This is a genomic window from Morganella sp. EGD-HP17 (assembly GCF_000512315.2).
Classification (GTDB): Bacteria; Pseudomonadota; Gammaproteobacteria; order Enterobacterales; family Enterobacteriaceae; genus Morganella; species Morganella morganii.
Window position 1 is genome coordinate 114,481 of the sequence record NZ_AZRH01000003.1, and the last position, 18,123, is coordinate 132,603.

The 18,123-nt window shown below is 51.7% G+C and carries 17 protein-coding genes; 3 read left to right on the top strand and 14 right to left on the bottom strand.

Annotated features, from left to right (window positions below; genetic code table 11):
* Positions 1–27 precede the first annotated feature (27 nt).
* The 5 genes from yciH to X965_RS04775 all read right to left on the bottom strand — a co-directional run bounded on the left by yciH (position 28) and on the right by X965_RS04775 (position 3,552).
* Complete coding sequence (yciH, locus tag X965_RS04755; protein WP_004238130.1) at positions 28–351, bottom strand: stress response translation initiation inhibitor YciH; 324 nt, start codon at positions 349–351, stop codon at positions 28–30.
* 1 nt (position 352) lies between these two features.
* The gene (pyrF, locus tag X965_RS04760; RefSeq protein WP_004238131.1) at positions 353–1,087 is read right to left on the bottom strand and encodes an orotidine-5'-phosphate decarboxylase; all 735 of its coding nucleotides are present in this window, start codon (positions 1,085–1,087) and stop codon (positions 353–355) included.
* Between the two features lie 63 nt (positions 1,088–1,150).
* Complete coding sequence (lapB, locus tag X965_RS04765) at positions 1,151–2,320, bottom strand: lipopolysaccharide assembly protein LapB (RefSeq protein WP_004238133.1); 1,170 nt, start codon at positions 2,318–2,320, stop codon at positions 1,151–1,153.
* 5 nt (positions 2,321–2,325) lie between these two features.
* Complete coding sequence (locus tag X965_RS04770; protein ID WP_015422730.1) at positions 2,326–2,631, bottom strand: LapA family protein; 306 nt, start codon at positions 2,629–2,631, stop codon at positions 2,326–2,328.
* 186 nt (positions 2,632–2,817) lie between these two features.
* Complete coding sequence (locus X965_RS04775) at positions 2,818–3,552, bottom strand: phosphatase PAP2 family protein (protein ID WP_004238135.1); 735 nt, start codon at positions 3,550–3,552, stop codon at positions 2,818–2,820.
* Between the two features lie 201 nt (positions 3,553–3,753).
* Between X965_RS04775 and ribA the strand changes: the two genes are divergently transcribed.
* Entirely contained in the window at positions 3,754–4,362 is a 609-nt protein-coding gene (gene ribA, locus X965_RS04780) for a GTP cyclohydrolase II (RefSeq protein WP_024473150.1), read from the top strand.
* 73 nt (positions 4,363–4,435) lie between these two features.
* On the opposite strand, the gene acnA is transcribed toward ribA, so the two are convergent.
* The 4 genes from acnA to topA all read right to left on the bottom strand — a co-directional run bounded on the left by acnA (position 4,436) and on the right by topA (position 11,613).
* Positions 4,436–7,108 (bottom strand): aconitate hydratase AcnA, encoded by a 2,673-nt coding sequence (gene acnA / locus X965_RS04785; RefSeq protein WP_004238137.1) that lies wholly within the window; start codon positions 7,106–7,108, stop codon positions 4,436–4,438.
* Between the two features lie 146 nt (positions 7,109–7,254).
* Positions 7,255–7,659, bottom strand: a complete 405-nt coding sequence (locus X965_RS04790; RefSeq protein ID WP_004239223.1) for a hypothetical protein — start codon at positions 7,657–7,659, stop codon at positions 7,255–7,257.
* Positions 7,660–7,681: 22 nt separating this feature from the next.
* Entirely contained in the window at positions 7,682–8,656 is a 975-nt protein-coding gene (gene cysB / locus X965_RS04795) for an HTH-type transcriptional regulator CysB (protein WP_004238139.1), read from the bottom strand.
* Positions 8,657–9,024: 368 nt separating this feature from the next.
* Positions 9,025–11,613: a type I DNA topoisomerase gene (gene topA / locus X965_RS04800; RefSeq protein ID WP_004239222.1), complete on the bottom strand. Its 2,589-nt coding sequence runs from the start codon at positions 11,611–11,613 to the stop codon at positions 9,025–9,027.
* Between the two features lie 287 nt (positions 11,614–11,900).
* Between topA and X965_RS04805 the strand changes: the two genes are divergently transcribed.
* Positions 11,901–12,152 (top strand): YciN family protein, encoded by a 252-nt coding sequence (locus X965_RS04805; protein ID WP_015422731.1) that lies wholly within the window; start codon positions 11,901–11,903, stop codon positions 12,150–12,152.
* 90 nt (positions 12,153–12,242) lie between these two features.
* On the opposite strand, the gene sohB is transcribed toward X965_RS04805, so the two are convergent.
* Positions 12,243–13,295: a protease SohB gene (sohB, locus tag X965_RS04810; RefSeq protein WP_004239219.1), complete on the bottom strand. Its 1,053-nt coding sequence runs from the start codon at positions 13,293–13,295 to the stop codon at positions 12,243–12,245.
* A gap of 179 nt (positions 13,296–13,474) precedes the next feature.
* On the opposite strand from sohB, the gene X965_RS04815 reads away from it, so the two are divergent.
* Positions 13,475–14,257, top strand: coding sequence for a YciK family oxidoreductase (locus X965_RS04815; RefSeq protein ID WP_004238143.1), 783 nt, complete (start codon positions 13,475–13,477; stop codon positions 14,255–14,257).
* Positions 14,258–14,272: 15 nt separating this feature from the next.
* Here X965_RS04815 and X965_RS04820 read toward each other — a convergent pair whose 3' ends face one another.
* The 4 genes from X965_RS04820 to X965_RS04835 form a co-directional block, all read right to left on the bottom strand.
* Entirely contained in the window at positions 14,273–15,220 is a 948-nt protein-coding gene (locus tag X965_RS04820) for a hypothetical protein (protein WP_004238145.1), read from the bottom strand.
* A 191-nt stretch (positions 15,221–15,411) separates the two neighbouring features.
* Positions 15,412–16,344 carry a 23S rRNA pseudouridine(2605) synthase RluB gene (rluB, locus tag X965_RS04825; protein WP_004238146.1) on the bottom strand — a complete coding sequence of 311 codons (933 nt, stop codon included), beginning with the start codon at positions 16,342–16,344 and terminating at the stop codon, positions 15,412–15,414.
* A 110-nt stretch (positions 16,345–16,454) separates the two neighbouring features.
* Positions 16,455–17,075 (bottom strand): L-threonylcarbamoyladenylate synthase, encoded by a 621-nt coding sequence (locus X965_RS04830; protein WP_004238147.1) that lies wholly within the window; start codon positions 17,073–17,075, stop codon positions 16,455–16,457.
* 13 nt (positions 17,076–17,088) lie between these two features.
* Positions 17,089–17,958: a PHP domain-containing protein gene (locus X965_RS04835; RefSeq protein ID WP_036417269.1), complete on the bottom strand. Its 870-nt coding sequence runs from the start codon at positions 17,956–17,958 to the stop codon at positions 17,089–17,091.
* Positions 17,959–18,123 lie beyond the last annotated feature (165 nt).

Genomic DNA, 18,123 nt, shown 5'->3' on the forward strand with positions numbered 1-18,123 from the left:
GTCCGCAACGGACGCCTTATCTCTCTGTCAGCCGCCTGCCAGTTTGACTTTAAAGCCTTTCTCTTCCAGCAGTTGCTTCAGTAAATCGCGTTTATCACCCTGAATTTCAATTACACCATCTTTCAGCGCCCCGCCGCAGCCGCAGCGTTTTTTCAGATCTGCCGCCAGCTTGCTCAGTGCAGCATCATCCAAATCAATACCGGTGATCAGGCACACACCCTTACCTTTACGGCCGCTGGTCTGACGCTGAATACGGACAATACCGTCACCTTTCGGGCGTTCCGCTTTGACTTCCGGCTCATCAATACGGCCGGCATCTGTGGAATAAACCAGGCGTGAATTATTGTCCATCTTATAATACTCCCACTGAAGCATTAATCGCCTGTAATGCCGCCTGCGGGTTATCACTGCGGGTGATTGGCCGCCCGATAACCATGTAATCCACCCCGGCACTGACTGCCTGCGGTGGTGTCATGATACGCCGCTGGTCACCGGCATCACTGCCTTCAGGGCGGATCCCCGGCGTGACCAGTTTAAATTCCCGGCCCAGGGTCTCTTTCATCAGTTTCGCTTCATGAGCAGAACAGACCACACCATCCAGCCCGCAGTTCTGTGTTAATTTTGCCAGACGCAGCGCGTGCTCTGCCGGTGTGGCATCAATACCGGTTCCGGCCAGGTCGGATTGCTCCATGCTGGTCAGCACAGTTACCGCGATCAGCAGCGGCGCATCGTTACCGTACGGCAGCAGAATCTCTTTCGCTGCTGTCATCATACGTTCGCCGCCTGCCGCATGGACGTTAACCATCCACACACCCAGCTCAGCCGCTGCCCGAACCGCATGCGCCGCGGTATTCGGAATATCATGGAATTTCAGGTCAAGAAAGACCTCAAACCCGCGCTGCTGCAGTGCGCGGACACATTCCGGCCCGCAGAAGGTAAACAGCTCTTTACCGACTTTCAGACGGCACTGTGCCGGATCGATACGGTCGGCAAAAGCCAGCGCGTCATCCGGGTTGTCGTAATCGAGCGCAACAATAACAGGCGATGCGATATCTGCACGGCCTGTATGCGAAGAAAGAGATGTCATGAATGTATTACCTGTGGTTGGTGAATTAATACGGGTAAATAATTACGGGTAAATGTGACGTTGTCATTGTCCGTCCAGCCCTCTGATAGGCTTGATAGTATCCCATGACCGGCAGGACGGGCAGTGCCAGTACAGGGCGTGTGATGTAAATCCGCATTTGCCGCAGCGGTAATCCGGTTTTGTCCGGATTTGTTCGCCGACCATGTTACGCAGCAGGCCGAGACTCTCTTTGGCACGCCCTTCCTCCGCCTCTGACAGATAATATTCCATCAGACGGCAGAACAGACGCATGGTCGGATGGCGCTGCAACTGGCGGTTAACATAGGTGATCGCCATTTCCGGCCCTTCCTGCTGTTCAATAATATCCGCAAGATAGAGTTCGGCAATAGCGCCAATATTTTCATCCGAACAGTGCAGCAGGTATTCTGCCCATTCTGCCGGCTGATCAAGGTGCGTGTAGCAGGTTTCCAGCATTGGCAGTGTTTCACTGACCATTTCTTTATCCTGCTCAAACACCCGCTTGAGCACGGTAACGGCTTTGCTGTATTCCGCCCGTTCAATATGAATGCGCCCCTGCATAATCGACACCCGGGCACAGTTTTTATCCGCCCCCGCCGCTTTGGCAAGATACGCAAATGCCCCGTCAGTGTTATCGCTGCCCAGCGCCTGCAATGCCAGCTCACAATAGAAATTAGCGATATTCTCCCGCTGCCCGCTATCACCCTGTTTCAGCAGCTTTTCACCGATATCGATAGCTTTGCTCCAGTCACTGGTGGACTGATAGATCGATAACAGCGACTGGAGTGCACTTTGTCTGAAATCCGCCTCATCAATCAGCTGTAAAAACAGGACTTCCGCCCGGTCATAGACCCCGGCGGCCACATAATCGCGGCCCAGCTGTTGTGTGGCGAGGAGACGCTGGTCATAGGAGAGAGAGGCGCTTTCCATCAGCGACTGATGGATGCGGATGGCACGTTCCACTTCGCCGCGCGAACGGAACAGGTTGCCGAGTGTCAGGTGAGCTTCAAATGCAGAGCTGTCTTCTTTCAGCATGTCGAGGAACAAATCAACCGCTTTATCCTGCTGATCGGACAGCAAAAAGTTTACGCCTGCCACATAGTCGCGTGACAGGCGGTCAGCATGTTGTTGTTGATTCTGCTGCGCGCTGCGCCGCCCCATATACCAGCCGTATGCGGCAGCAATGGGCAACAGAAGAAACAACAGCTCAAGCATAATGCTTATTCCTTAGTGGTGTCCCGCAGTGCAACCGAACCGGAAGACTGCACCGTCTGGTCAGCTTCCAGACGTTTGATCCGGTGCCGGGCACGGGCCAGCGACAACCGCAGACGTAAATAAAACAGACCGCAGACAATCCAGCCCAGCACAAAACCGATACCGAACAGTACGGCCAGCAAGGTGGATACAGAATACTGTCCCTGCGCAATCAGATAATTAAATGTGACTACCTGATCGTTATTTGCGCCCAGTGTCACCGAAATGATGAAAACCACCAGTACAAGGATAAAAATCAGAAAATATTTCACCGGCGTTCCTATTATCAGGCTTGCATTCCGCGCCTGCTTCTTGCAGACGCACTAACCCCTTAAGTTACCATTTACCCCGGGGAGAATGAAAGTAATTTGTTGTGTTCCCGAGTTTTTTCCGCTTTTTTGCCGGTATCCGCACAGAATACCGGCAACGGGTTTCACGCGCCTTATAATAACATGATTTCAGGTCAGCGGCGGCGGTTGCACACCATTTTCCTTCTGTCTGTTAAGCCAGATAAAGAATATTCCGGCCAGGATTGCGTTAATAATCACAGACATAATGATATCTGACGGCCAGTGCATCCCCAGCGCCAGGCGGCTGTATTCCGCCAGAATGCCCCACAGCAGAATCACGCCCGCCAGCCCGCGGCGGCCCTGTGCGGTAAAAAACACAAAGAGTATCAGCGCCCACGCACTGGCAAACAGTGCATGACCGGATGGAAACGCATAACCGGTTTCACTTTTCCAGTGTTTCAGCAGCCAGCCGGGCACCTGATAATGATTTTTCACGGTATTTTCCAGCAGTTGTGCCCGTGCTTTCCGGGAAAGGTCATAGAACCCTTTTTCTGACACAATATGTTGCTGTGTCAGCCAGACCACATACGGGCGCGGCTCTTTAATGGTGTTTTTCATCGCCACTTTGATACCCTGTCCGGCAGCCACCACCACCAGGATCAGTGCTGCTGCACGCAGTGCCTGCTTTCTGCTGCCGCGAAACAAACGGACAAACAGAATACAAAAAATGAGTGATACGATAATGGCCAGCGGATATGCCGCGGTATCTGTCAGGTGCCACAGGCCGCGCAGCAGGTCATCATCACCTGATGGCTGCCAGCGCCAGCCGGTCAGTAATGTCACCAGCGGTACCAGCATCAGTAATATGACACCGGCGATAAAGGGTTTTGTCAGGTTTTTCATCCGGGTTGAATCATTCCGTTAAAAATAAATATTATTTTTGTCAAACTGATGTACTACTATGGTCATGTTCAGTTATTTGACCCGCAAATGGAATGTCAGTTTCATTTCCCGGGCAACGCAGATAATAACATCGCCAATACGATTATGTGCGTTTAAATAAAGATATTTATATCAATGAGTTAATAAATCATGAATAAAGAGTTGCAGTTAAAACGTGTCGCACAGGCAAAATTACCTACCCCGTTCGGGGAATTTTTGATGGTCGGATTTGAAGAAATTGCCACCGGTCACGATCACGTGGCTCTGGTGTTCGGGGACATCAGCGGTGATGAGCCGGTGTTATCCCGTGTCCATTCAGAATGTTTAACCGGTGACGCGCTGTTCAGCCTGCGCTGTGACTGTGGTTTCCAGCTGGAAGCTGCTCTGAAACAAATCTCGGAAGAAGGTCGTGGTGTATTACTGTATCACCGTCAGGAAGGCCGTAATATTGGCCTGCTGAATAAAATCCGCGCCTATGCATTACAGGATACCGGGCTGGATACTGTTGAAGCCAACCAGAAGCTGGGTTTTGCCCCGGATGAGCGCGATTTCACATTGTGCGCCGATATGTACAAACTGCTGGATGTGCACGCCATCCGCCTGCTGACCAATAACCCGGAAAAAGTCGAGATTCTGACCCAGGCCGGGATTAACATTACTGAACGCGTGCCGCTGATTGTCGGCCGTAATCCGGCTAATGCCCATTATCTGGATACCAAAGCGGAGAAAATGGGACACATGCTGTGCCAGTCTCCGGGCTGTAATCACTGATCCACCTGCAAAAGTCAGTAAAAACAGAAAAGCGCGGCAAATGCCGCGCTTTGTTTTTACCTGTCTGAATACGTTACGCCAGCATCTGCCGGATCACATAGCAGAGGATGCCGCCGTGGCGGTAATATTCCAGCTCCGTCTGTGTGTCGATACGGCACAGCGCATTCAGTTCAGTCACACGTCCGTCCGCATGTGTGATTTTCACCGGTACAATCTGTTTTGGTGTGACACTGTTCAGGCCGCCGACATCAATCAGTTCATCCCCGGTCAGCCCCAGCGTACGGCGATCGGTTCCCGCCGGAAACTCCAGCGGCAGGATCCCCATACCAATCAGGTTAGAACGGTGGATCCGCTCATAGGATTCCGTCAGCACCACTCTCACACCCAGAAGATTAGTGCCTTTCGCTGCCCAGTCACGGCTGGATCCGGAGCCGTACTCTTTTCCGGCTATCACCACCAGCGGTGTCCCTGATTCCTGATAACGCATTGCGGCATCAAAGATAGCCAGTGTTTCCCCGGACGGAATATGGCGGGTAAATCCGCCCTCCGTGCCCGGCACCATTTCATTGCGGATACGGATATTGGCAAACGTGCCGCGCACCATCACTTCATGGTTACCGCGCCGTGAGCCGTAGGAGTTAAAATCCGCCGGTTTCACGCCGTGTGCCTGTAAATAGCGCCCCGCCGGGCTGTCTGCTTTGATGTTCCCCGCCGGAGAGATATGGTCAGTGGTGACAGAATCACCGAGGATCGCCAGAATCCGCGCCTGTTTTACATCTTTGACCGGCGCCGGGGAAACCGGCATTCCCTCAAAATACGGCGGATGACGGATATAGGTGGAATCCGGCTGCCACTGGTAAGTCGGGGTATTTTCCACCGGCAGTGACTGCCACTGCTCATCACCGTCAAACACTGCCGAATACTCTTTGCGGAACATCTCTGTTTTCACTTTTTCCACTGCGGCAGCAATTGCGGCATTATCCGGCCAGATATCTTTTAACAGTACCGGCTTGCCCTGTTTGTCATAACCCAGCGGATCGGTTTCCAGATTACAGTGCAGATTGCCTGCCAGTGCATAAGCCACCACCAGCGGCGGAGAAGCCAGCCAGTTGGTTTTCACCAGCGGATGGATGCGCCCTTCAAAGTTGCGGTTGCCGGACAGCACGGCACCGACTGTCAGGTCATTCTCTTTAATGGCGGTTTCGATTTCCGCATCCAGCGGCCCGGAGTTGCCGATGCAGGTAGTACAACCATAACCGACAAGATTGAATCCCAGCTGATCCAGATACGGCGTGAATCCGGCGGCATTCAGGTAATCTGTCACCACTTTCGAACCGGGGGCCAGAGAGGTTTTCACCCACGGTTTTCGGGTCAGCCCTTTTTCAGCGGCATTTTTTGCCAGCAGACCGGCGGTCATCAGCACACCGGGGTTGGAGGTGTTGGTACAGGATGTGATAGCGGCAATCACCACGGCACCATCCTCAAGGGTAAAATCGTCGCCATGCAGAGAAACAGGCACTTTCGCCGCCGGGGACTTTTTGTTCAGTTCCAGATCAACCGCCGCCTGAAACGCGCCCGGTACCTGCGCCAGCACCACTCTGTCCTGCGGACGTTTCGGCCCGGCCAGACTGGTCTGCACATCCGCCAGATCCAGCGCCAGCCCGGAGGTAAAGCGCGGCTCATCCCCCTCGTGACGCCACAATCCCTGCGCTTTGCAGTACGTTTCCACCAGTGCGATTTCGTCATCACTACGCCCGGTCAGACGCATATAACTGAGTGTGACCTCATCCGCCGGGAAGAAACCACAGGTTGCACCGTATTCCGGTGCCATATTGGCAATCGTGGCGCGGTCAGCCAGCGGCAACTGCGCCAGACCGTCACCCCAGAATTCAACAAATTTGCCCACCACGCCGTGTTTGCGCAGCATTTGTGTCACAGTCAGTACCAGGTCAGTAGCGGTGATCCCTTCGCGCAGACGGCCGGTCAGTTTAAACCCGACCACATCCGGGATCAGCATTGACACCGGCTGTCCGAGCATCGCGGCTTCCGCTTCAATACCGCCCACGCCCCAGCCCAGCACGCCGAGGCCGTTAATCATGGTGGTGTGGGAATCTGTCCCGACCAGGGTATCCGGATAAGCATAGGTTTTACCGTCGCGGGTTTCATACCAGACTGATTTCCCGAGGTACTCGAGGTTGACCTGATGGCAGATCCCCGTTCCCGGCGGAACCACACGGAAGCGGTCAAAGGCCTGTTGTCCCCAGCGCAGAAAGCGGTAACGCTCGTTATTACGTGACATTTCAATGGCCACGTTATCAGCAAAAGCCTGCTCACTGGCATATTCATCCACCATCACCGAGTGGTCGATAACCAGATCGACCGGCGACAACGGATTGACCTTACTCTCTTCTCCGCCCAGCACGCGGATAGCCTGGCGCATCGCCGCCAGATCCACCACCGCCGGCACACCGGTAAAATCCTGCATCAGCACACGGGCGGGCCGGAAGGCAATTTCATGGTCAGCGGTGCCGGTTTTCTGCCAGTCGATCAGCGCCTGTAAATCGCGCACCTGTACGCTGTCGCCATCGAGATTACGCAACAGGTTTTCGGCCAGCACTTTCAGGGATTTGGGAAGTTTATCAAGATTGCCGAGCTGTTCCGCCAGGCGGGAGAGATGATAGATATGGTAGTGTTTTCCACCCGCTGTCAGCAGGGTTTCACACTGTTGCTTTAAGGTTAACGACATAACGCCTCCACACAGAGTGTACGGGTTAAACAGGTATCTTCCTTATTATTTTCATTATAAAGATACCATATTCCCGTAATCTTTGCGGGGGCAGCCACACAATTTGTTAATTCAATGTAACCAAAACTAACAATTTTGCAGGATAATTAATCCGGACTGTATTCTGTAATAACCCGGGTTCCCTGCCCGTCATTCTCAAATGAGATGGTATCCTGACCGCCGTTAAATAACTGCGTTACCGTCAGGTGATTATTGCCCCGCCATTTGTATTCCAGACTGACCGTATCACCATAATCTGTGAAAGACTGATCCGTGCCGGGTGTCAGTTTTTCCGTCAGATTCTTTGGCTCTCCGGTTGTGTTGCGGTAGATCCCGTAAGTTTGTACCAGATTGCTGCCTTTGTAGTAGCATTCATCCGTTGAATCATAGCTTTCCGGGTCACGCACGGTCTCTTTACAGACCGGTGCCGCCGGTACGGATGCAGATACAACCGCCGGCAACAGCCCGGCGGCAAGCAGGACAGCGCCTGTCAGTGCGGATAATTTACTCATCAGTTCCCCTGATAATAAGTATTCAGACAATCGGCAGCGGAATGTCTTTAAACATGGCTTCGATGTCTTCATTATTACGCAGCGCAATCGCTTTATCCACCACATCGCGCGTCAGATGCGGCGCGAAACGCCACATAAAATCATACATATAGGTTCTCAGGAAACTACCGCGCCGGAAACCGATTTTTGTGGTGCTGTAGCTGAATTTATCCCGCATATCGATACTGACGAGGTCTTTATCTGTCTCCGGATCGACCGCCATACTGGCAATAATCCCGATCCCGAGCCCGAGACGGACATAGGTTTTAATCACATCCGCATCTGTTGCGGTAAAGACGACTTTCGGTTTCAGCCCCTGTTTTTCAAAGGTGCTGTCCAGCTCGGAACGGCCGGTGAAACCGTGGGTATAGGTGACAATTTCATACTCCGCGATATCCGCGATAGTCAGGTCGCGCCGCTGCGCCAGCGGGTGATCACGGCGGACCACCACGGCCCGGTTCCACTGATAGCACGGCAGCATAATCAAATCGTTATACAGATGCAGGGCTTCTGTCGCGATGGCAAAATCGCTGTTGCCTTTGCAGACATCCTCGGCTATCTGTGTCGGTGTGCCCTGGTGCATATGCAGGGAAACATGCGGATAACGCTCAATAAAGCCTTTAATGACCGGCGGCAGTGCATAACGCGCCTGAGTATGGGTCGTGGCGATACTCAGGGTTCCCTGCTCCGGATACGTGTGCTCGCTGGCGACAGCCTTGATGGCATCTATTTTCGCCAGCACTTCACGGGAGATGCGGATAACAGATTCCCCGGCCGGTGTCACGTGGGTCAGATGTTTACCGCTGCGGGCAAAAATCTGCATTCCCAGCTCATCTTCCAGCATCCGGATCTGCTTACTGATACCGGGTTGTGATGTGTACAGCCCCTCGGCAGTCGAGGAGACATTCAGATTGTGATTAACCACTTCCACAATATAGCGCAGCTGCTGTAATTTCATCCGCTTATTCCTTTCCGTGCAGGTTCGGCATTGCTTACTCCTTTTTCATCTTTATTATTCCGAAAAAGAATAAGTGAGCAAATTGTTATAACGTTATTCTATTCAGTGACGATATAACAAAAAATGCACGGGCACCAGCCAAAAAATAACAGCTCAATGCCCTGATACTGCGCATTTCTCAGCAAAGCGCGGGAAATCACGGCTATTCCTTTCTTAGGCTATTTTATTTAATGCTTATAACAAAAAGCTATTAATCACTGTCTGCCGTACAATACACCGCCAGAACACTGTTTCCGGCATAAAAAAACCGGTCAGGGAAATCCTGACCGGTTTTTATTATTGTGACAACAGAACCCTATAACGACAGATTATTTGGCTTTCTCAACCCATTTGCCGTCGATATAGAATGCAGACCAGCCGGTGGCTTTGCCGTCTTTATCGGATGCCACATACTGCTGTTTGGTTTTGCGGCTCCAGCGGACAGTCGTCGGATTACCGTCCGGATCCGCCACCGGCGCTTCCGCCAGATAACGCATTTTCTCAGACAGACGATCTTTAAAGCGAACCAGTTCTGCTACCTGCGGTGCACGGGTTTCCCGTGATTTAGGGAAATTGTGCGCCGCCAGGAAGATACCGGCAGCACCATCACGCAGTACAAAGTACGCGTCTGATTTTTCGCACGGCAGTTCCGGTAACGGAACCGGATCTTCTTTCGGCGGAGCGACTTCACCGTTACGCAGAATTTTACGGGTGTTTTTACACTCGTCGTTGGTACAGCCCATGTACTTACCGAAACGCCCCATTTTCAGGTGCATCTCAGAGCCGCATTTCTCACATTCAACGACCGGGCCATCATACCCTTTAATGCGGAACTCACCTTCTTCGACTTCGTACCCTTCACATTCCGGGTTGTTACCGCAGACATGCAGTTTACGGCCGGTGTCGATCAGGTAGCTGTCCATCGCAGTGCCGCATTTCGGGCAGCGGCGGCGGGCACGCAGCGCATTGGTTTCCGCGTCATCCCCTTCAAGGATATTGAGGATTTCGTGTTCCGGAATCAGGTTGATGGTCTGCTTGCAGCGCTCTTTCGGCGGCAGAGCATAACCGGAACAGCCCAGGAATACCCCGGTGGATGCGGTACGGATCCCCATCGGGCGGGAACAGGTCGGACAGATGATCGAGGTAATGACCATCGGGTTCGTTCGCATACCGCCTTCTTCCGGCTCTTTGCCCGCGTTATCCAGCTGCTTGCTGAAATCAGCAAAGAATTCGTCCAGCACCGATTTCCACTTCGCTTCATTGTTGGCGATATGGTCGAGCTGATTTTCCATCCGTGCGGTAAAGTCGTAGTTCATCAGTTCCGCAAAGGTTTCTTCGAGACGATCGGTGACAATTTCACCCATTTTCTCAGCATAGAAACGGCGGTTTTCCACTTTCACATAACCGCGGTCCTGAATGGTGGAAATAATTGACGCATAGGTGGACGGACGACCGATACCGCGTTTTTCCAGCTCTTTAACCAGTGACGCCTCACTGAAACGCGCAGGCGGTTTAGTGAAGTGCTGTACCGGATCAATCGCTTCGCGCGTCATGACCGTGCCCGGCGCAATCGCAGGCAGCGTATTATCTTCATCATTCTTACGCAGTGCAGGCATCACTTTGGTCCAGCCGTCGAAACGCAGTGTGCGCCCTTTGGCTTTCAGTGTGAAATCACCCGCTTCTGCGGTCAGTGTGGTGGAATCGTATTTTGCCGGTGTCATCTGACACGCGACAAACTGACGCCAGATCAACTGATACAGGCGGCGCGCATCCGGCTCCATATCCTTGAGCATCTCTTCCGTTACAGCGATATCAGACGGACGGATAGCTTCGTGCGCTTCCTGGGAATTCTCTTTGTTGCTGTACAGATTCGGCGAGGCAGGCAGATACTTATCACCGAAATTCTCAGTGATATAGTCACGCGCCATTGTAATGGCATCCTGGCTCAGGTTGGTGGAATCGGTACGCATATAGGTGATGTGACCGGCTTCATAAAGACGCTGTGCCATCATCATGGTTTTCTTCACACCAAAGCTCAGGCGCGTGCTCGCGGCCTGCTGGAGTGTGGAGGTAATAAACGGTGCACCCGGCTTGCTGGAGGTCGGACGGTCTTCGCGGTCAGTAATTTTAAAGGTGGCAGCCTGTAACTTGCTGACAGCAGCATGTGCCTGTTTCTCATTGACCGCTTTAAAGGTTTTGCCGTTTTCCTGCACCACTTCCATGCGCAGCTGATCTTTTTTATCAGACAGCAGTGCGTGGATCTGCCAGTACTCTTCCGGTACAAACGCTTTGATTTCGCGCTCGCGCTCAACAATCAGACGCACCGCGACAGACTGCACACGACCGGCGGATAAACCACGGGCAATTTTCTTCCACAGTAGCGGAGACACCATGTAACCCACCACGCGATCCATAAAGCGGCGCGCCTGCTGGGCATTCACACGGTCAATATTCAGTTCGCCCGGCTGTTCAAACGCCTGACTTATCGCATTTTTGGTGATTTCATTAAATACAACCCGGCTGAAGCGGCTGTCATCACCGCCGATCACTTCCCGCAGGTGCCATGCAATGGCTTCCCCTTCGCGGTCAAGGTCCGTTGCGAGATAGATGTGTGATGCATCGGCGGCCAGGTGCTGTAATTCAGAAACAACCTTTTCTTTGCCCGGCAGAATCTGATAATCCGCTTCCCAGCCGTGGTACGGGTCAACACCCATCCGGCTGACCAGCGCTGTGCGTTCGTCTTTTTTAACTTTTTTCGTTTTATCGCCTGCAGCAGCGGGTTTACGGCTCGCTGAACCACTCGTCGGCAGATCCCGGATGTGACCGACGCTGGATTTCACCACGTAGTCTTTGCCGAGATACTTGTTAATCGTTTTGGCTTTTGCCGGGGACTCCACGATGACAAGAGCTTTACCCATAATTATCATTACCTAAATTTTCGGGGCGATTATAAAAACGCCAATTTTTGCGTTAAATACACTGCCTTTTATATTGAGGCACTTTCGTAATAGATCAACTCTTTTTATACTAATGCTTTGTTTCAACTCAAAACATCTGTCAGGAAATGATGTATTTTTAATATCGCCGTCACCGGAGTGTATTACGCAAATAGTCTTCCCGCCACGTTGCGGGGCTCTTGAAAAGTTCACACTCTACCTGATAAATAGTGATGCGCAACAAATTATTTTTCAAAGGAGTTCACAGAATGCAAAAAGAAACCATCGCCATCAGCAAACAAGAGCTGTTAGAAAAAGCCAATAAAATCATACAGGAACATGAAGATTTTCTGGAGGGTATGCAGGCTGATGATGTTGAACAGAAATCCGGCGTATTGGTTTTTAAAGGTGAATACTTTTTAGACGACCAGGGCCTGCCGACACTCAAAAGTGCGGCCGTCTTTAATATGTTTAAACATCTCGCTCACGTTCTGTCAGAACAATATCATCTGGCGGATTAACAGACGGATACCAGAATAGTCACCGGTCGGATAATAATAATCCGCAAAGAATAACGGCAGCCTGCGCTGCCGTTATTTATATTGAGACGGTTATTTCCCGACCGGGCCATTCCCGCGCTGCCACCAGCGGAGAATAAGGCGGTCAGCACTCATCATCACACTCTGGGTGATTTTATCAATAAGACGCTTACGGCGGAAATAACGCACCTGAATCACTTCATGGTCAGGAATTGCCGCGACAATTAAATCATCACTCACTGCCAGCTCATCAACCAGTCCCAGCTCTTTTGCCTGGGTGCCGTACCAGTGTTCACCGGTCGCCACTTTATCAATGTCCAGAGACGGACGGTTCTGAGAAACAAAGCTTTTGAACAGAACGTGCGTTTCATCCAGCTCCTGCTGGAATTTCTCACGGCCTTCATCGGTATTCTGCCCGATGAATGTCAGCGTGCGTTTATATTGACCGGCAGTATGCATTTCCACATCAATATCATTTTTCTTCAGCAGACGATGGATGTTAGGCACCTGTGCCACCACGCCAATCGAACCGACAATCGCAAACGGCGCGGCCACAATTTTATCCGCCACACACGCCATCATATAACCACCACTGGCCGCGACTTTATCAACCGCAATGGTAATACGGATATTTTTCTCACGCAGACGGGTCAGCTGAGCGGCTGCCAGACCATAGGCGTGAACCAGTCCGCCCGGACTTTCCAGACGCACCAGCACTTCATCCAGACCCGGCTCGGCCACGGACAGAATAATGGTGATTTCTTCACGCAGTGATTCCACCTCGTGCGCATCCAGGCTGCCTTTAAAGTCAATTACATAGATACAGGATTTGCGCAGACGGGTCTGACCGTTTTTGGCGTTGCTTTTGTCTTTTTTATCTTCGTTTTTTTGTTGTTTTTTAAACGCTTTATTCCAGACTTTCTGTTCTGCTTCGCTCATGCGGGCATGTTGCATTTCACGCTGTCTGTCGCGGTAGTTTTCACCCAGATCCGTCAGACGTAATTTACCCAGAGACTGCCCTTTACGGATGCTGAGCATGACAAAGAACACGACAATGGCAATGATTGCCAGAACAATAGTTACGGTTTCAGCAAGAAACAAACCGTATTGTGAGAGAAACTCCACCGGCACACCTTAATACTGTTAAATTGAATGGCACTATTTTAACTAAAAAATCTGATAAATGCTCAACTAGTTTTGTAACCCTTGATGGCAATCACGCCCTGAGGACGGTATGATAAAAACGGGTTCACACCCTGTCCGGGATGTGATACCCGTCCATTTGCTTTTCCGGAGTTATCACCATGCATAATAATGATGTATCCCGCTTTTCCCCGTCCTCCCCTGATGCACTGAAGAATAAAATCATCCTGATAACCGGTGCCGGTGACGGGATTGGCCGTGAAGCCGCCCTGACCTATGCCCGCTACGGTGCGGAACTGATCCTGACCGGCCGGACAGAATCCAAATTACAGGCCGTCCGTGATGAAATCACGCAGCGTTACGGGTCAGTGCCGCGTATTTATCATCAGGACTTACTGACACTGACAGAAGCGCAAAGCCGTCAGTTCGCTGCCGCGCTGGAACAGGAGATTCCGCGGCTGGATGGCGTACTGCACAACGCCGGTATTCTGGGCGTGGTCGCGCCGCTCACTGAGCAGCCGGTACAGTTATGGCAGGATGTAATGCAGGTGAATGTTAATGGTACCTTTATACTGACACAGGCACTGTTACCGCTCCTGCTGAAATCCCCGCAGAGTTCGCTGGTATTCACATCATCAAGTGTCGGCCGCGAAGGCCGTGCCGCATGGGGAGCCTATGCCGTCTCAAAATTTGCCACTGAAGGTATGATGCAGGTTCTGGCTGAGGAATATAAAGGCACAGGGCTGCGCGTCAGCTGCATTAATCCGGGCGGTACCCGCACGGCCATGCGCGCCGGCGCATTTCCGGATGAGGCATCAGAAAAACTGAAAACCCCGGCGGATATTATGCCGACCTATTTATATGTGATGTGTGATGACAGTGCCGGTAAAAACGGGATCAGCTATGATGCGCAGCCCGGACGCAAAGCCGGACCGGCGGAATAATTAAAGGCAGTAACGTCAGTGTGCCGGGGGCGTTTCATCCGTTTGCAGCGGTAAAACCCCGGCACCGAAAATTTCACCGGTTTCCTGCACAAACTCACTGAATCTCCGGCTCTCTTCTTTGTCAGTCTTATTCTCTTTATCGCTTTGCAGCAGTATCTGACGGTAACGATTAGCCATCCGCATCAGTACCGTGTGATAACGGCTGTATATTTCATATTTTTTTGTCACATCAGTCTGATGCCGGAACTCCGTCACAATATCAGTGATTTTCTCTGCATCCTCACGCAATTCCGCATCCTGAAACTGAATGTCATGCGGGCGGAAAGTATTACCGGTATCCGCATCCTGTTCCGGGGTGAGCACCGTATTATCCGGTAATAAACTGACACCGCGCGGATTGTATTCCAGGAACCGGCGGAATTCATTTTCATTCATACAGATTGTCATCATTCCTTTTTCTCCGGCAATAAATCTGTCCAGCACCGCTTTTATATCAGGTACATCGGAAGAGAACCGGCATTTAAACAGGTTATTATCGATAACGTCGGCATTACTGGTCCGCAACGGTCCCTGATAATAATGGCCGTCAAATTTAAATGTCTTTACCATGGAATTAAATTGCGGTGAATACAGCGTATCGCCGTCATGAATGGTATAGGAATAATAACGGGCACGGGAAGGATTGAGGATTCCGCCGCTGTTTCCGGGATAAGCCATAAAGGAAATCTGTTGTCCCTGCGGGGTTTCCAGCTTATTCAGACCGGATGGCAGATAAACAATGCCCTCCGCGTCATGTGCAAGGTGATAACTTTTTCCGTTTACCGTAAAAAACAGATCATCCCCGGTAATATTACTGTAGTAATACCGGCTCAGTTCAGGTGTGCCGGGCTGTGTTTCGTCATCACATCCGGGGAGCAGAAAGATGAGCGTTAACAGACCGCATCTGGTTATCGCAATAATCATCTCCTCGCAGATATATCTCTGTTTCCCGGTCATTCACCGGCGGGAAATACTGTTTTGATTATTTTAACCCACACTGCGGGTATTTGCATGACTCCTGTACAAAAAAACGCCCCGTGCGATGGCACAGGACGTTTATAAGAACAAATACAGGCTGAAATAACAGAAAATACCGGTTTTACGTAACCGGATTATTATTTACCGGTACGGCGTTTCTGTGTATTTCCGGTACCCTGACGGGTTGATGACGGACGCCCGGAATTACGTTTTGATGCGGTGGTGCCGACTTGTGAGTGACGTTTTACCGCACGGCGGATCTGATTGGCTTTGATCCGGCGTTTATCACTTTCCACAGAAACCTTGGTGGTGGTTTCCGCCGGCAGTCCCACCAGTTCGCGCAGGTAGTTGGTTTTTTCCAGGTTCAGTTCCACCCATCCGCCACGCGGCAGCGCTTTCGGCAGATCGATATCGCCGTAACGGACACGGATCAGGCGGCTGACCTGCACACCGACCGCTTCCCACATCCGGCGGACTTCGCGGTTACGGCCTTCGGTCAGGGAAACATTAAACCACTGGTTGATACCTTCCCCGCCTTTGAATTTCAGCGAACGGAATGAGGCCGGACCATCTTCCAGCTGAACACCTTTGAGCAGCTGATTGCGTTTGGCATCATCCACTTCACCGAAGACACGGACCGCATATTCACGTTCCACTTCACGGCTCGGGTGCATCAGGCGGTTCGCCAGTTCCCCGTCGGTGGTGAACAGCAGTAATCCGCTGGTATTCACATCCAGGCGGCCGACAGCAATCCAGCGGGCTCCCTGAATACGCGGCAGACGATCAAAGACTGTCGGACGGCCATCCGGGTCATGACGGGTACATAATTCCCCTTCCGGCTTATAATATGCCAGTACACGACACGGGTTTTTCTGTGCATCTTTGATACCTAAAATCCGGCCGTCGAGGCGGATTTTAGCATTCGTATTAACATCGATACGGTCACCCAGTGTGGCAGTTTTGCCGTCAATAGAGATACGTCCCGCTTCGATGTAACTTTCAATTTCGCGGCGTGAGCCATGCCCTGCATGCGCCAACACCTTTTGTAACTTTTCTGTTTTCTGGCTCATTGAGCACCCTCTGCTGTCGCCTTCACAGGCGTCATAAAAATCAACCGCAGCATTATACACAGGTTAATGCACGGCGCTAACGCATTTTACACATGTGACGCACACGGCAGTCACAGGAACGGCGTTACATCTCCGGTTCCTTCACGCACCACAACCGGCACGTCGTCAGTCAGATCGATAACCGTGGTCGGCTGCTGGCCGATATAACCGCCGTGGATCACCAGATCCACCTGCTTGCCCAGGGTATCGTTAATTTCTTCCGGGTCAGATTCCGCAAAATCATTGCCCGGTAAAATCAGACTGGCGGACATCAGCGGTTCACCCATTGCGGCAAGTAAATCCATGGCAATCGGGTTTGCCGGAATACGCAGACCAATGGTTTTACGTTTTTCACTCATCAGACGGCGCGGCACTTCTTTGGTCGCCCGCAGAATAAAGGTGTAATTACCCGGTGTATTATTTTTGATTAAACGGAATACCGTATTATCCACATGTGCATAGGTGGAGATATCCGATAAATCGCGGCACATCAGGGTAAAGTTATGATTACTGTCTATCTGACGCAGACGGCAGATCCGCTGTAACGCATCTTTATCTTCCAGGCGGCAGCCAATGGCATAGCCGGAGTCGGTCGGGTAAATCACCACACCGCCTTTGTTAAAAATCTCCACGCTCTGATTGATCAGGCGTGCCTGCGGGTTATCCGGATGGATATAAAACATCTGGCCCATGTTGTTTCCTCTGTTAATCCTTCAGTGACCAATCCTGCCAGATTGGTATTACATCACCCGGTAACCACAATTTACGGCCCAGTTCTATCCACGAACACGGCTGATGAAAATCGGATCCCTGGGAGGCTTTTAATCCGTATGTTATTGCGTATTGCGCCAGAGTCCGGCGCTCATCCGGAGCCTGCTGACACTGCGCCACTTCCATGCCATCCCCACCGGCCTGTTTAAAGAAATCACACAGGCGCTTAAGCCACTTGGCGGATAAGCCATAGCGGCCGGGATGTGCCAGTACGGCCTGTCCGCCGGCGGCATGAATGGCCTGTACCGCGTCAGGGATATCACACCACTGCGGCGGTACATAGCCGGTTTTGTTACGGGCGAGATAGCGTTTGAACACTTTCGGAATTGTCGGTTCCACACCACGGGCGATCAACACCCGGGCGAAGTGTCCGCGCGTGACTTCACCGCCCTGCGCCAGCGCATTCGCCTCTTCCCAGGTGCCTTCAATTCCGGCCTTTGCCAGCCGTTCACTGATAAGCATCCCGCGTGCCCGGCGCCGTTCTGACTGGTGCGCCAGTAATTCTGTCATTGCCGGATGGGTAATATCAATATTCAGCCCGACAATATGAATCTCATGATGTTCCCAAAGCGTTGATATTTCAACACCATTAATCACCGTCAGCGGTAAATTATTTGCCTGCTGATAATGATGTGCTGCCGGAAGAGCATCCGTGGTGTCGTGATCGGTAATTGCCAGCACGGTCACCTTCATCTCAACGGCTCTGTCCAGTAACTGCTCCGGTGTCAGCATGCCGTCTGACGCAGTGGTATGGCTGTGTAAATCATAGCACGACAGGTCAATACCTGTATTTTCCGGCTCCATCGCGTCTCCCTTATGTTCTGACAATACATTGCCAGAAGTGACCTCATAAAATCTCACCCGCATTTACGGGACGCACAGTATTCCACAAAAAGCCTTGACACACCAATCACGATCTAGTTAACTAGTACGCAGAACGAGTTATCTGTAATCACTGTTTATACTGAG

Excerpts from the sequence above, each read along its gene's own strand:
- yciH (WP_004238130.1), bottom strand. The coding sequence starts at position 351 with ATGGACAATAATTCACGCCTGGTTTATTCCACAGATGCCGGCCGTATT.
- pyrF (WP_004238131.1), bottom strand. The coding sequence starts at position 1,087 with ATGACATCTCTTTCTTCGCATACAGGCCGTGCAGATATCGCATCGCCT.
- lapB (WP_004238133.1), bottom strand. The coding sequence starts at position 2,320 with ATGCTTGAGCTGTTGTTTCTTCTGTTGCCCATTGCTGCCGCATACGGC.
- X965_RS04775 (WP_004238135.1), bottom strand. The coding sequence starts at position 3,552 with ATGAAAAACCTGACAAAACCCTTTATCGCCGGTGTCATATTACTGATG.
- acnA (WP_004238137.1), bottom strand. The coding sequence starts at position 7,108 with ATGTCGTTAACCTTAAAGCAACAGTGTGAAACCCTGCTGACAGCGGGT.
- X965_RS04790 (WP_004239223.1), bottom strand. The coding sequence starts at position 7,659 with ATGAGTAAATTATCCGCACTGACAGGCGCTGTCCTGCTTGCCGCCGGG.
- cysB (WP_004238139.1), bottom strand. The coding sequence starts at position 8,656 with ATGAAATTACAGCAGCTGCGCTATATTGTGGAAGTGGTTAATCACAAT.
- topA (WP_004239222.1), bottom strand. The coding sequence starts at position 11,613 with ATGGGTAAAGCTCTTGTCATCGTGGAGTCCCCGGCAAAAGCCAAAACG.
- X965_RS04805 (WP_015422731.1), top strand. The coding sequence starts at position 11,901 with ATGCAAAAAGAAACCATCGCCATCAGCAAACAAGAGCTGTTAGAAAAA.
- X965_RS04815 (WP_004238143.1), top strand. The coding sequence starts at position 13,475 with ATGCATAATAATGATGTATCCCGCTTTTCCCCGTCCTCCCCTGATGCA.
- X965_RS04820 (WP_004238145.1), bottom strand. The coding sequence starts at position 15,220 with ATGATTATTGCGATAACCAGATGCGGTCTGTTAACGCTCATCTTTCTG.
- rluB (WP_004238146.1), bottom strand. The coding sequence starts at position 16,344 with ATGAGCCAGAAAACAGAAAAGTTACAAAAGGTGTTGGCGCATGCAGGG.
- X965_RS04830 (WP_004238147.1), bottom strand. The coding sequence starts at position 17,075 with ATGGGCCAGATGTTTTATATCCATCCGGATAACCCGCAGGCACGCCTG.
- X965_RS04835 (WP_036417269.1), bottom strand. The coding sequence starts at position 17,958 with ATGGAGCCGGAAAATACAGGTATTGACCTGTCGTGCTATGATTTACAC.